A 13,330-nucleotide genomic window follows, 5' to 3' on the forward strand; every position below is an offset into this window, starting at 1 on the left:
GTCATGTCGATCGAAGTCCGTAATGTCAGCAAGAACTTCAACGCCTTCAAGGCCCTGGACAGCATCAACCTGGATATCCAGAGTGGCGAGCTGGTGGCGTTGCTGGGCCCGTCCGGCTGCGGCAAGACCACGTTGCTGCGCATCATTGCCGGCTTGGAAACCCCGGATGCCGGCAGCATCGTGTTCCATGGCGAAGACGTCTCCGGCCACGATGTGCGTGATCGCAACGTTGGGTTTGTGTTCCAGCACTACGCGCTGTTTCGCCACATGACTGTGTTCGATAACGTCGCGTTCGGCCTGCGTATGAAGCCGAAAAACCAACGCCCCAGCGAAAGCCAGATCGCGAGCAAGGTTCATGAGCTGCTGAACATGGTGCAGCTGGATTGGTTGTCGGACCGTTACCCCGAACAACTCTCCGGTGGCCAGCGCCAGCGTATCGCCCTGGCCCGCGCCCTGGCGGTGGAGCCCAAGGTGTTGCTGCTGGACGAACCCTTCGGCGCCCTTGATGCCAAGGTGCGTAAAGAACTGCGCCGCTGGCTGGCGCGCCTGCACGAGGACATCAACCTGACCTCGGTCTTCGTGACCCACGACCAGGAAGAGGCCATGGAAGTCGCCGACCGTATCGTGGTGATGAACAAGGGCGTGATCGAGCAGATCGGTTCACCGGGCGACGTCTACGAAAACCCGGCCAGCGACTTTGTCTATCACTTCCTGGGGGACTCCAACCGCCTGCATTTGGGCGAAGACAAGCACCTGCTGTTCCGCCCCCACGAAGTGTCGTTGTCACGCCATGAACTGGAAGATCACCATGCGGCGCAAGTGCGGGATATTCGGCCGTTGGGTGCGACCACTCGCGTGACCTTGAAGGTTGAAGGCCAGAGTGAATTGATCGAGGCCGAAGTGGTGAAAGACCACGACAGCCTCACCGGCCTGGCGCGGGGCGAGACCCTGTTCTTCAAACCCAAAACCTGAGCCCAACACAATACCCCTGTGGGAGCCGGGCTTGCCCGCGATGGCGATGTGTCAGTCGACGGTTATGCCAGCTGATCCACCGCCATCGCGGGCAAGCCCGGCTCCCACATTGGGTCTTCAGTACCTGTTAGACCGTGGCGTTTTTCCCGCGTACCGCCACAGGCCCCGACCGCTCTTCAATCTGCCGCTTGAGGTCCTGCCGCAACCCCAGCAAAAACGCCAACTCCACCACCACAAACAACGGCCCCACGATCAGCCCCGACACATCGTCCACAAACGCAGGCTTTCTGCCTTCGTAGTAATGCCCGACGAACTGAATCACCCAGCCCACCACAAACATGCCCACGCCGCTGCTCAGCCACACCGCCGTGCTTTGCGCCGCCAGCACATGCCCGGCCCACACCGACAAGCCCATCAGCACCGTCATCAACACGCCCAAGGCCAGTTCCAGGCGCAGGTAAAACCACGCCGAAAACAACGCCAGCAGCACCGCAGGTGATAGCCACAGCCCGCCCACCGACCACTCGGGGCGCGACAGCAGCACGGCCACCGCCACCACAATCAGCGGGATACCGATGAAGTGGCTGGCGATGTTGCGTGGGTCGCGGTGGTATGCGGCGTATTGACTGAGGTGGTCGACGAGGCTTTTCATTGTTGTTCCTCCTGTAGGATGTTTGATCATGCCCTGTCAGCCTGTACCTAACTGTCAACTGGGCGACAATCTTCGGAGTTCGCATGGACACAGGGACATGGCACGCGCAATTGGCTCGCGGTCATTGGTTCAGCCATTTGCCGCCTGACTTGCAGCGTAGCCTGCTGGAGGCAGCGCGGTTGCGTGTGCTGACGGCGGGGCAGTACCTGTTCAAGCGAGGTGACCCGCCGTGCGGCGTGTATGCGGTGCTGGAAGGCACGGTGCGCATCAGTGCGGTCAGTGCCCAAGGCAAGGAAGCGGTGTTGAGCCTGGTGGAAACGCCCTACTGGTTCGGCGAGATCTGCCTGTTCGACAACCTGCCGCGCACCCACGATGCCCTGGCCACGGGCGCATGCAGGCTGTTGCAGGTGCCGCAGGCGGCGATGCTCGGCATTCTCGAACAGCATCCGCTGTTCTGGCGGGAGATGGCCCTGTTGATGAGCCATAAACTGCGGCTGTCGTTGATCAATATCGAACAGATAAGCCTGATGCCCGCCTCAAAGCGCCTGGCCCATCGGTTGCTGATGATTGCCCAAGGCTACGGCGAAGTGGAGCAGGCGCGCCGCGTGCTGCACCTGCCCCAGGAGGATCTGGCGGCAATGCTGGGCCTGTCGCGCCAGACCATCAACAGTCTGCTCAAGGCGCTGGAGCAACAGGGCATTATCGGCTTGAGTTACGGCGCCATCGAGATACGCGACCTCAACGGGCTGCAGCTGGCCGCGGGCCTATGAACCGCGATAGGTGGAGAAGCCGTAAGGGCTGAGCAGCAGCGGGATGTGGTAGTGCTGGTCGGCTTGCTTGACCTGGAAAATCACCGGCACCTCGGGGAAGAACGTCTCGCGGTTAGCCTTCTTGTAGTAATCGCCGGTCTTGAACACCACGCGGTACTCGCCCGGCTGCAGGCTGCGGTTGGCCGGGAACAGCTCGGCGATGCGGCCTTGCTGGTTGGTGACACCTTCAGACAGCGACTGCCATTTATCGCCCACGTGCTGTTCCAGGGTGACATTGACCCCGGCGCTTGGCAGGCCATTTTCCAGGTTGAGTACGTGCACGCTCAGGGGGTTGCCGTCGGCCAGGGCCAGGTTGCACAGGCTGCTCAGGCTTAGTGCGGCAAGGGTCATGCTCAAGGTTTTCATCGCGAAGTCCTTTTGAGGGAAGTGGAATCAAGGGGTGATTTTCAGGCCCAGTTGCTCGGCGGCCTGCACGGCGCAGGCTTCATCCTGCGCGGCGCCACCGGCACCGGCGATGCCTAGGGCACCGACCAGTTCGGCGTCGGCAAACAGCGGCACGCCACCGCCGAGCAACAGCAGCTCGGGCAAGCTGTTGAGGTTGGCGGCCTCGGGGTTATTACGCGCCCGTTCGGCAAACAGCCGGGTCGGGTTTTTTGTCGACAGCGCCGTGTACGCCTTGCGTTGGCTGGCGAGGCTGTTGTGCGGGCCAACACCGTCAGCGCGCAGGCCCAGCAACAGGTTGCCACCGCGGTCGAGTACGGTCAGCGCAGCGGTGCAGTGGGCCAGGCTGGCGTCGGCCAGTTGGCGAGCGGTGTGCAGATCCAACTCGGCGTGGCGTGGCAATTGTGGCGCCGCCTGGGCGGCGGTGGCCACGGCGAGGCTCAAGAACAAGGCAGTGCGGTACATAGTGAGGGCTCCAGAAAGCAGGCCGTCACGGTAACCAGCGGATGCGGACAAAAGCCGCACAATTGGATGACAGGTTTGTAATCAAACTCAGGGAGTTTTGGTGGTTGTACTGGCCTCATCGCAGGCAAGCCCCCGCATGATGTGAACCCATTCCCCTGTGGGAGCTGGCTTGCCTGCGATGAGGCCCTTGCTACTGCAACCCGTCGCGAAACTGCCCCGGCGTCATCCCTGTCCAGCGCTTGAACGCACGGTTGAAACTGCTGGTATCGGCAAACCCCAGCAAATGGCTGATCTCGGCCAATGAGCACTGCGGGTCGCGCAGGTGCAATAACGCCAGGTTTTGCCGGCACTCGTTAAGCAAGGCGTCAAACCGACACCCTTCATCGGCCAAGTGCCTTTGCAGGCTGCGCAGGCTCAAGTGCAGCGCTTGTGCAATGCGTTCGGCACTCGGCTCGCCGTCTGGCAATTGCGCCTCGATGGCGGCGCGCACCTTGCGTTCCCAGGTCAGCGGTTGCAGTTGGGCGAGGGTGCGCTTGAGCACGGTTTCGTTGTGTTCGGCCAGCTCCGGGTTGGCATCGTCCAGGTGGCTGTCGAAGTCGCTGGCGGCGAACTCCAGGCGGTCTTCGTCGGCGGCAAATAATACTGGCGAGCGAAATACCGTATGCCATGGCTTGGGGTCGGCAGGTTCCGGGCGCCGTAGGTAAACGGCCAGCGGCGCATAGTCACGCCCGAGGCGGTTGCGGCAGGTGCGCACATAGATCGCCGCAAAGGCATCGATCGCTTCCGGCGCGGGCGCGGGGCTGCCTGGGGGTTGGAGCAGGCGAAAACGGTAGACGTCGCCGTGGCGGCTCAGCTCCAGGTCCAGGGCATCACTGACCACTTGGTGATAGCGCACGATGCGCTCGAACACCTCGCGCAAGCTGCCGCTGGCCACCAATGCGTAACCCAGCGCATGAAAGGTGGTGGGGCTGACAAACCGCGACACCCGCAACCCAATCGCCGGGTCGCCACTGGCCTCTACCGCCAGCGCCCATAAGCGCGTAGTGGCCGACAACCGATAGCGGGCGTTGGGGTCGTCCATCTGCTGCGGGTCCAGCCCGGCTTCGGCGCACAGCGCGGCGCTGTCGAGGCCCAGGGCGTCGAGCTGCTTGCGCAGGGCGCGGGTCCAGCTGGCGAGGGAAGTGGGTTCGGTCATGGCAATTGGCGCTTGTGGTCAACAGATTGGCGTGCGCGGCTAGCGTCCTGCGCTAGGGTTAGGTGCAGGATTCAGGCATCACTTCACAAGAGAATGGAAGCATGGACGGTACTTCTGCAAGCCCCCAGCCGTTGAACGCACAACAGCGTTCGGCGCATATCCGCGAGGTGGTGATGGCCGAGGGCGTGCGCCTGCGCCAGCGGCACCCCTGGTTGTTGCATCAGGACGCGCTGGGCGCGGGCATCCTGGCCTTTGCCTTGTTAGGCATGCTCGGCTCGGCGGCGCTCTATATCAGCGGTCACATGGCCTGGTGGGTGTGCCTGCTGCTCAATGCGTTCTTCGCCTCGCTCACTCACGAGCTGGAACACGACCTGATCCACAGCATGTACTTTCGCAAACAGCGCGTGCCCCACAATTTGATGATGGGCCTGGTGTGGCTGGCGCGCCCGAGCACCATCAACCCGTGGATACGTAGGCATCTGCACCTCAACCATCACAAGGTTTCGGGCACCGAGGCCGATATGGAAGAGCGCGCGATCACCAATGGCGAACCCTGGGGCATCGCGCGGTTGCTGATGGTGGGGGACAACATGATGTCGGCCTTGATCCGCCTGTTGCGCGCCAAGACCTGGCCGCACAGGTTCAGCATCCTCAAGCGCGTGCTGCTGGTGTACGCACCGCTGGCCTTGCTGCATTGGGGCGCGTGGTACGTCTTCCTGGGCTTTCATGCCGCCAATGGGATTGCCAGTTTGATGGGCGCGCCCATTCAGTGGTCAGCCGGTACCTTGCAGGTGATGCAGGTGATCGATATCGCTGCGGTGGTGATCATCGGCCCGAACGTGTTGCGCACCTTCTGCCTGCACTTTGTCAGCTCCAACATGCATTACTACGGCGATGTGGAGCTGGGCAATGTGATCCAGCAAACCCAAGTGCTGAACCCCTGGTGGCTGTGGCCGTTGCAGGCGTTCTGCTTCAACTTCGGCAGCACCCACGGCATCCATCACTTTGTGGTGAAAGAGCCGTTCTACATCCGCCAGATGACCACCAAGGTGGCGCATAAGGTCATGGCCGAGATGGGGGTGCGCTTCAATGATTTGGGCACCTTTGCCCGCGCCAACCGCTTCGAGCGACGTGAGCAGGCACACAGCGATTTAGCTCACCTCAGCAGGCAATAAACGCCAGGGGCAAATCGCGAATCTGTTCGCGCACGGGCGGTTGGTAGTGGTCATCGCTGATCAACTCGTGCAGCAGTTCTTCGCGCAGTTGGTGGAATTCAAAGCTGCTGCGCTGGCGTGGATGGGGCAGGGCGATGTCGACTATTTGCTTGATGCGCCCGGGCCTGGGCTCCATCACCACCACACGGTCGGCCAGGAAAATCGCCTCTTCCACATCGTGGGTCACCAGCACCGTGGTGATCCTGGCGCTGGCACGAATCGCCAGCAGTTCATCCTGCATCTGCTGACGAGTCAGCGCGTCGAGGGCGCCGAAGGGCTCGTCCAGCAACAGGATGCGCGGGCTGGCCACCAGGCCGCGGGCAATCGCCACCCGTTGCGCCATGCCGCCGGAGAGTTGGTGCGGGTAGGCACGGGTGAAGTCGGTAAGGCCCACCAGCTCGATAAAATCGTTGATGCGCCGCGTGCGCTCGGCCTCGCTCAGCGGCTCGTTGACCAGGCCCAAGCCGATGTTTTGCGCCACGGTCAGCCACGGAAACAGACGGTGCTCCTGGAATACAATGCCGCGTTCGCCGCCGATACCGCTGACAGCGTTGCCATCCACCTGGATCTCGCCGCGAAACTGCGTATCGAGCCCCACCAGCAGGCGCAGCAGGGTCGACTTGCCGCAACCGCTGGCGCCGACAATCGCGACGAATTCCCCTTCGGCCACCTCCAAGTTGAATTCACGGATGGCTTCCAGTTCGAAGCCATCGACGTCGAAGGACTTGCCCACGTGGTTGAAGCTGACAATCGGTGCGTTCATGCGTGTCTCCAGCGAGTGGCGCGGGTTTCGAGGCGTTGGCCGAGCAGGTTGAGGGTGGCGCCGGTGAGGCCGACCAGCAGCATGCCGCTCATGATCAGGTCCATGCGCAGCAGCTGTTGGGCACCGATCATCAGGCTGCCGATGCCGCCATTGGAGGGCATGAAATATTCGGCGCCAAGGGTGCCCATCCACGCGTAGATCAGGCTCAGGCGCAGGCCGGCGAAAATCCCCGACGCGGCGCCCGGCAGCACCAGGCGACGCAGGCGTTGCCAGAGGTTCAGGCGCAGCACCTGCGCGGCTTCGCGCAGCTGGGGCGACAGGTTGAGCACGCTGCGCTGGGTGGCGATAAACAACGGGAAGAAGGCGGCGAGGGCGATAAACACCCACTTGGCCAACTCACCCAGGCCGAACCAGGCGGTCAGCAGCGGCACCCAGGCGAAAATCGCAATCTGACGCAGCGCGGACAAGGTTGGGCCGAACAGTCGCTCACTGCGCCGCGACAACCCCAGCCACAGGCCCACGGCAAAGCCCAGGCTGCCGCCGAGCAGCAAGCCGCCCAGGGCTCGGCCCAGGCTTTTGCCCAAGGCTGTGGTCAGGCTTCCATCCAGTGCGCCGGCCAGGGTGGTTTGCAGCACGGTCCAGGGGCTGACCAGAATGTTCGGGTCTACCCAGCCCTGTTGCGTCGCTGCCTGCCACAGCGCCAACAACAGCAAGGGTAACAACCAGGGCTGCAGGCGTTGCCAGCCTTCATAGCGTGGCCCGCGGCGGATCTGCGCGGTGGCAGGGTGGGGCCAGTGCACCCACTTGCGATCCAGCCAGCCGATGCCGCGGTCCATCACCACACCCAGCACGCCAATGACCACGATGCACACGAAGACGATATCGAGCATGAACAACTGGCGCGCCCACACCATCAGGTAGCCGATGCCTTCGCTGGAGGCCAGCAACTCCACGGCCAGCAAGGAAGTCCAGCCGGCCCCCAGGGCCAGACGCACGCCGGCCATGAACGCCGGCAGTGCGGCGGGCAGGATCAGACGGCGGATCAGCAAGTGGCCAGGCAGGCGCAGCGCCCGGGCGGCTTCGCGCAGGTTGGGCTGGGCATCGCGCACGCCCACCAGGGTATGCAGGGTCACGGGCACCACGATGGCCTTGACCAGCACCACCAGTTTGAGGGTTTCGCCAATGCCGAAAAACACCATGAACAGCGGGATCCAGGCCAGGGTCGGCACTTGCGCCAGTGCGCTGAAGGTCGGGAATACCAAGCGCTCGGCGCGCGCACTGAAACCCAGGAACGCGCCGAGTATCGCGCCGGCACTGACACCGGCCAGCAGGCCCCAGAACAAACGCTGCAAGCTGATGGCCAGATGGCTCCATAACTCGCCGCCGGCCAACTCCACCGCGCTGCTCCAGACCAGGGCGGGAGTGGGCAGAATCTGCTCGCTCATCCAATGATTGCGGCTGGCCAGCCACCATAAGGCAAACAGCGTGAGTGGCAGCAGCCACGGCAATAAACGCTGGCCCAGCTGCGGCCAGCGCGACGCGATGCCTTTGGGCGGGGCCGCCAGCGGCAGGCTCAGAAGTGAAATCCGGGCCATGGAAGACCTCCGAATGCGTTATGTGATTTCGATCTTACAAAAGCGTGATCAAGATGATTGTGAGATAAGAAAAGTCATTTAAAGCCTCACACCGCCACGCATCCAATGCATTCGAAGAATATTTTCGATGCTGTTTGTGCATACCCCGCTGGAGGCTGCGGGTTAGCTTGCATAGTTCTAAAAGCTATTAAATTGTGAATTTATAGTATTTAAAGTTTTGTTCAGTCTGTGCCTACTTTTTGCTCCCCAGGCGACCGTCGCCCACCAGGAGCTGCGCTTATGAAACTGCCCTTTAAACGTCTGATCAGCCTGTTCGTCGGCACTGCCCTGGCCGGGTTGGTGCATGCCGCCGACCTCAAGGAAATCCGCATTGCGGTGCCCGACCTCAGTGCCGGCAGCCAGCACAGCGGCGGTGGCATCACCGACGTGTTGCGTGAGCAGCAGATCTTTGAAAAAGCCTTTGCCGACCAAGGCATCCAGATCCAGTGGAATTACTTCAAGGGCGCCGGCCCGGTGATCAACGAAGCGTTCGCCAACGGCCAGGTGGACCTGGCCTATCTGGGCGACCTGGCGGCGATCATCGGCCGCTCCAATGGCCTGGACACGCGGCTGCTCAGCGCCTCCGCACGGGGAGTGAAACACTACCTCGGCGTGGTGCCGGGCTCCGGCATCAAGACCTTGCAAGACCTCAAGGGCAAGCGCGTGGCGGTGTTCCGTGGCACGGCCAGCCAGTTGTCGTTCGACAGCGCTTTGGCCAGCCAGGGCTTGAGCGAGAAGGACCTGAAGGTGATCAACCTGGACTTCAACGCGGCCGCTGCCGCCCTGGCCGCCAAGCAGATTGACGCCACCTGGGGCGGTTCCACCCTGACGGCGTTGCAGGCCAAAGGCTTGGCAGAGATACCGCTGACCACCAAAGACCTGGGCGATGCCGGCAGCATCCAGGCCGTGCTGGTGGGCAGCGCCAAATTCGTCGATGAACACCCAGACGCTGTGGCCACGTTGCTCAAGGCTCAGCAGCAAGCGGTGCAGTGGTTGACCGATGACAACAACAAACAGGCGTACATCGCACTGGTGTCAGGGCTGGCCAGTTACCCGCCGGTGATCCTCACCAATGATTTGAAAGACCAGAAACTCAGCGAAGTTTTCCCCTCCACACTGGACCCGGTGTTCCTTGGCAAATTGCAGGATGCGGTGGACTTGGCGTCCAAAGAGAAGTTGATTCGCAGGTCGTTTCAGGTGAGTGATTGGGTGGTGCCTGGGTTGGCGGCGGCGGGGCTCTGAGCTTGTCGGTGCCTGGGCTATCGCTATCGCAGGCAAGCCAGCTCCCACAGGTTGCAATGCATTCCAAATGTGGGAGCTGGCTTGCCTGCGATGAGGCCCGTCAAACCGCCACACTCACCTGCTGACTATCCACCTCCACCAAGGTCTCAATCATCGCCTTCGCCGCCGGCGACAACCGCGACCCCGTGCGGCTGACAATCCCGCAGCGTGCACTCAGGGTGTCCATGTGCTGCGGCAAGTTGCGCCAGTGCAGCAGTACCAACGCCCCCCTGGCAATGTCCTCGGCAAACGCTTCTTCAGTGCCGACACCGATGGCATTGGTTTGCAGCACGATGCTCACCAGCGCCGGGAAGTGCTCGGTCTGGATGCTCGGTGAAAAATCCATACGCCCACTCAGGTTGGCCAACAGCTTGCGAATGCCTTGGGAAATCAGCGGCGCCGCCAGCGGGTAGTCGAACATATCGTTGGTCGACAGGCTGTCCTTGGCCAACAACGGGTGCCCAGGGCGGCAGAAAAACACCCCGCGTTTGGGGGTGAGTGCGCGGGTCTGGAAATTCGGGTCGGCCTCGAACTGACGAATGTCAGCGATAAAGAATTCGATCTCTTCACGGCTCAGGCGGCGGCTGAGGGTTTCCCAGTTATCCACCTGAAACGTGGTGCGGATTTTCGGGTGCGCGTTGATAAACCGCGCCACGGCATCCGGCACCAGTTTCACCGCGGGCGCCGGGCCGCAGCCGAAACGCAGGTCGCCGGCGTCCAGCTTGGTCATGCGCGTCACTTCACTGCTCAGCAGCGCTGCGCCATGCACCAGGCTCAGGGCGTGCTGCAACACCACCTGGCCTTCCGGCGTGGGGCGCAAGTCCTTGTGGCCACGGTCTACGAGCACGCAACCGAACTCCTGCTCCAGCCCCTGGATGCTGCGGCTGAACGCTGGTTGGGTGATGCCCATGGCGTCCGCGGCACGCACGAAACTGCGGTGTTCGTTGAGGGCGATGAAGTAGCGCAGTTGGCGAAGATCCATATGCTTTCCCGGCATTTTAAAAATAGGTCGAAGGCATTTGCGACCGAGCAAGCTGAGGTTTTAAATGCAAGCTCTTATTCCGTCAACGAAGCATTCATTCATTTGCTAGACCTAAATTGCATATGAATAGAGCGTTGCTGGAAGCGTCCCCCACCATTTCGCAGGCACATGAGGGTCATCACAATGAGCAACGCCGCATTAGCCGTTCAACCCATCGCCCACGCACTCGATATTCACCCGGTGGCCGGGCGAATCGGTGCCGAGATCCGTGGCATCAAACTGTCCGGTGAGCTGGATGCCGCCACCGTCGAAGCCATTCAGCAGGCGCTGGTGCAATACAAGGTGATCTTCTTCCGCGAACAAACCCATCTTGATGACCAGAGCCAGGAAGCCTTTGCTCACCTGCTCGGTGAGCCGATTGCCCACCCGACGGTGCCGGTGCGGGACGGCACGCGCTTCTTGATGGAGTTGGATGGCACCCGTGGCCAGCGCGCCAATTCCTGGCACACCGACGTGACTTTCGTCGATGCGTACCCAAAGGCCTCGATCCTGCGTTCGGTGCTGGCGCCTGCTTCCGGTGGCGACACCGTATGGGCCAACACCGCCGCTGCCTACAACGACCTGAGCGTGGAACTGCGCGCATTGGCTGACCACCTGTGGGCAGTGCACAGCAACGAATACGACTATGCCGCCCGCAAGCCGGATGTGGCGGTGGAGAAGCTGGAGGAATACCGCAAGGTGTTCACTTCCACGGTGTACGAAACCGAACACCCGGTGGTGCGCGTGCACCCGGTCAGTGGTGAGAAAACCCTGCTGTTGGGGCACTTCGTCAAACGCCTGAAAGGCTACTCCCAGGCAGAGTCGGCGCAGTTGTTCAACCTGCTGCAAGGCCACGTCACTCGCCTGGAAAACACCGTGCGCTGGCGCTGGAACACCGGCGACGTGGCGATCTGGGATAACCGTGCCACCCAGCATTACGCGGTGGACGACTACGGCACCCAGGAGCGCATCGTGCGCCGGGTTACGCTCAAGGGGGATGTGCCGGTGGGGGTGCAGGGTCAATCAAGCAAAACCACTAAAGGTCTCTAAGCCGGGTGAAGATTAAAAATGTGTGCGGGCTTGCTCGCGAATGCGCAGTGTCAGTCGACGTATTCATCAACTGACCGATTGCATTCGCGAGCAAGCCCGCTCCCACATTTGGTTTGTGGTGTTTACCAGACCCCGATCTTCACCACTTTCTCTGCCTCTGGTTCACCATAACGAAACCATTGCCCACGCAGTTCAACCTCCGTGTGGCTGATGGTGGTGCGCCGCTTCAAACCGCGCAGCCAGTCGAACAGATAACCCAGGTGCGTCTCGCGCACCTCGGCATAGGCAGGATCGCTGCCCAGGTCGTGCAGTTCTTGCGGGTCGTTTTCCAGGTCGAACAGTTGCGGGCGAAAGCCGTCGTACGCCAGGTACTTCCAGCGCTCGCTGCGCACCATGGTCATGCGGCAACGGTCGATGGGTTGCTCCAGGCGCTCGCGAGCGGGGGCCTGGAAGGCGTAGTCATATTCGGCAATGGCATAGCGGCGCCAGGTGGGTTGTGCGCCCTGCAGCAATGGAATCAATGAGCGGCCTTCCAGGCGATGGTCGGCGGCGGGCAATCCCAAGGCGTCGAGGAAGGTGGGCAGGGCGTCGATGGTTTCCACCAGGCGCTCGTCTACGGTGCCGCGGCTGATATCGGCGCTGGCACGCGGGTCGCGCACGATCAGCGGTACACCCACCGCAGGCTCCAGCAAGAATTCTTTTTCACCGAGGAAATGATCGCCGAGGAAGTCGCCGTGGTCGCTGGTGAACACGATCAGCGTGTCGTCCCAGCGGCCAGTGCTTTGCAGAAAATAGAACAGCCGCCCGAGTTGATCGTCGATCTGTTTGATCAGGCCCATGTAGGTCGGAATCACCGTGAGGCGCACCTCGTCACGGGAAAAATTCTGGCTCTCCTGGTGTTGGCGGAATGCCTGGTACACCGGGTGATCGCTGGTGTGCTCAGGTTGAATCGGTGCCTGTACATGCTCGGTACCGTACAGCGCGTGATAAGGCGCCGGCGCGATGTAGGGCCAGTGCGGCTTGATATACGACAGGTGCAGGCACCAGGGCTGTTCACCTTGTTCGTCGATAAAGTCGATGGCGCGGTCGGTGGTGTAGACGGTCTCCGAATGTTCTTCGGCCACACGTGCGGGTTTGCCGGCGTTGCGCATGTGCCAGCCGCTGAGCACTTCGCCGTTTTCACCTTCGGCGGCGTTGGCCCATTCGTGCCAAGGGTTGCGGCCGCTGTAGCCGTGGTCACGCAAGTACTGGGTGTAGGGTGCGGACTCACGCTTATCGTCGAACAGCGGGCTGTCGGGGTAGATGCCGTCGTGGCGCAAATACGTGTCGAAACCGACTTCATTGAGCGGCTCGGCCTGGGCACTGTCGGGGTCGATCTGCAGGCGCTGCAAGGCTTCCAGGTTCGGCGTGGCGTGGGTCTTGCCCACCAGTGCGGTGCGGATGCCGTGGGGGCGCAGGTAGTCGCCGATCGTCAGTTCTTCCAGGGGCAGCGGCACTGCGTTCCAGGCCACTTGATGGCTGCTGACATAACGCCCGGTGTAGGCCGACATGCGCGACGGGCCGCAGATGGTGCCTTGTGTATAGGCCCGACTGAAACGCACGCCGGCGGCGGCCAGGCGGTCGATATTCGGCGTATGCAGATGGGCATGGCCGTAGCAGGACAGGTAGTCTCGGCGCAGTTGGTCGCACATGATGTAGAGCACGTTGCGCACGGGTTTGGGGTCAGACATGGGAATTTACCGAACGGAGGACAGGTGGGGTTTTTCGCCGTTCGAGGGGCGCTCTGGCAAGTGCATTTGGGGACTGGGTTCTATGCATTGAGTGCATGGGTGTGGCTGCTGGCGTCATCGCAGACACATATCTACCTGGCAC

The 13,330-nt window shown here is 61.9% G+C and carries 13 protein-coding genes; 5 read left to right on the forward strand and 8 right to left on the reverse strand.

What is annotated here, in order from left to right:
* The first annotated feature begins 3 nt into the window (after positions 1-3).
* Positions 4-972, forward strand: coding sequence for a sulfate/molybdate ABC transporter ATP-binding protein (locus tag TX24_RS00440; protein WP_032894194.1), 969 nt, complete (start codon positions 4-6; stop codon positions 970-972).
* A gap of 127 nt (positions 973-1,099) precedes the next feature.
* On the opposite strand, the gene TX24_RS00445 is transcribed toward TX24_RS00440, so the two are convergent.
* Entirely contained in the window at positions 1,100-1,624 is a 525-nt protein-coding gene (locus TX24_RS00445) for an Mpo1 family 2-hydroxy fatty acid dioxygenase (RefSeq protein WP_057709516.1), read from the reverse strand.
* An 83-nt stretch (positions 1,625-1,707) separates the two neighbouring features.
* Here TX24_RS00445 and TX24_RS00450 point away from each other — a divergent pair, with 83 nt between their 5' ends.
* Positions 1,708-2,394, forward strand: coding sequence for a Crp/Fnr family transcriptional regulator (locus TX24_RS00450; protein WP_057709517.1), 687 nt, complete (start codon positions 1,708-1,710; stop codon positions 2,392-2,394).
* On the opposite strand, the gene uraH is transcribed toward TX24_RS00450, so the two are convergent.
* From uraH to TX24_RS00465, 3 genes are all read right to left on the reverse strand, one after another.
* Positions 2,389-2,799 carry a hydroxyisourate hydrolase gene (gene uraH, locus TX24_RS00455; RefSeq protein ID WP_057709518.1) on the reverse strand — a complete coding sequence of 137 codons (411 nt, stop codon included), beginning with the start codon at positions 2,797-2,799 and terminating at the stop codon, positions 2,389-2,391. The genes TX24_RS00450 and uraH overlap by 6 nt on opposite strands.
* Positions 2,800-2,826: 27 nt before the next feature.
* A complete protein-coding gene (locus TX24_RS00460; RefSeq protein WP_003187574.1) occupies positions 2,827-3,300 on the reverse strand; it encodes a GlcG/HbpS family heme-binding protein in 474 nt (157 codons plus the stop codon).
* Between the two features lie 190 nt (positions 3,301-3,490).
* Positions 3,491-4,495: an AraC family transcriptional regulator gene (locus tag TX24_RS00465; RefSeq protein ID WP_057709519.1), complete on the reverse strand. Its 1,005-nt coding sequence runs from the start codon at positions 4,493-4,495 to the stop codon at positions 3,491-3,493.
* Positions 4,496-4,596: 101 nt separating this feature from the next.
* Between TX24_RS00465 and TX24_RS00470 the strand changes: the two genes are divergently transcribed.
* A complete protein-coding gene (locus TX24_RS00470; RefSeq protein ID WP_003187578.1) occupies positions 4,597-5,670 on the forward strand; it encodes a fatty acid desaturase in 1,074 nt (357 codons plus the stop codon).
* Here the strand turns inward: TX24_RS00470 and TX24_RS00475 are convergent.
* Entirely contained in the window at positions 5,657-6,472 is an 816-nt protein-coding gene (locus TX24_RS00475) for an ABC transporter ATP-binding protein (RefSeq protein ID WP_057709520.1), read from the reverse strand. The genes TX24_RS00470 and TX24_RS00475 overlap by 14 nt on opposite strands.
* A complete protein-coding gene (locus TX24_RS00480; protein WP_057709521.1) occupies positions 6,469-8,067 on the reverse strand; it encodes an ABC transporter permease in 1,599 nt (532 codons plus the stop codon). Before TX24_RS00480 ends, TX24_RS00475 begins: the two co-directional genes overlap by 4 nt.
* Positions 8,068-8,346: 279 nt before the next feature.
* Here TX24_RS00480 and TX24_RS00485 point away from each other — a divergent pair, with 279 nt between their 5' ends.
* A complete protein-coding gene (locus TX24_RS00485; protein ID WP_057709522.1) occupies positions 8,347-9,348 on the forward strand; it encodes an ABC transporter substrate-binding protein in 1,002 nt (333 codons plus the stop codon).
* 100 nt (positions 9,349-9,448) lie between these two features.
* Here the strand turns inward: TX24_RS00485 and TX24_RS00490 are convergent, their stop codons facing one another.
* Positions 9,449-10,369, reverse strand: a complete 921-nt coding sequence (locus TX24_RS00490) for a LysR family transcriptional regulator (protein ID WP_003187586.1) — start codon at positions 10,367-10,369, stop codon at positions 9,449-9,451.
* Between the two features lie 183 nt (positions 10,370-10,552).
* Here TX24_RS00490 and TX24_RS00495 point away from each other — a divergent pair, with 183 nt between their 5' ends.
* Complete coding sequence (locus TX24_RS00495; protein WP_003187589.1) at positions 10,553-11,458, forward strand: TauD/TfdA dioxygenase family protein; 906 nt, start codon at positions 10,553-10,555, stop codon at positions 11,456-11,458.
* A 122-nt stretch (positions 11,459-11,580) separates the two neighbouring features.
* On the opposite strand, the gene TX24_RS00500 is transcribed toward TX24_RS00495, so the two are convergent.
* Complete coding sequence (locus tag TX24_RS00500; RefSeq protein WP_057709523.1) at positions 11,581-13,188, reverse strand: alkaline phosphatase family protein; 1,608 nt, start codon at positions 13,186-13,188, stop codon at positions 11,581-11,583.
* Positions 13,189-13,330 lie beyond the last annotated feature (142 nt).

It is taken from the genome of Pseudomonas lactis (genome assembly GCF_001439845.1).
Taxonomy (GTDB): Bacteria; Pseudomonadota; Gammaproteobacteria; order Pseudomonadales; family Pseudomonadaceae; genus Aquipseudomonas; species Aquipseudomonas lactis.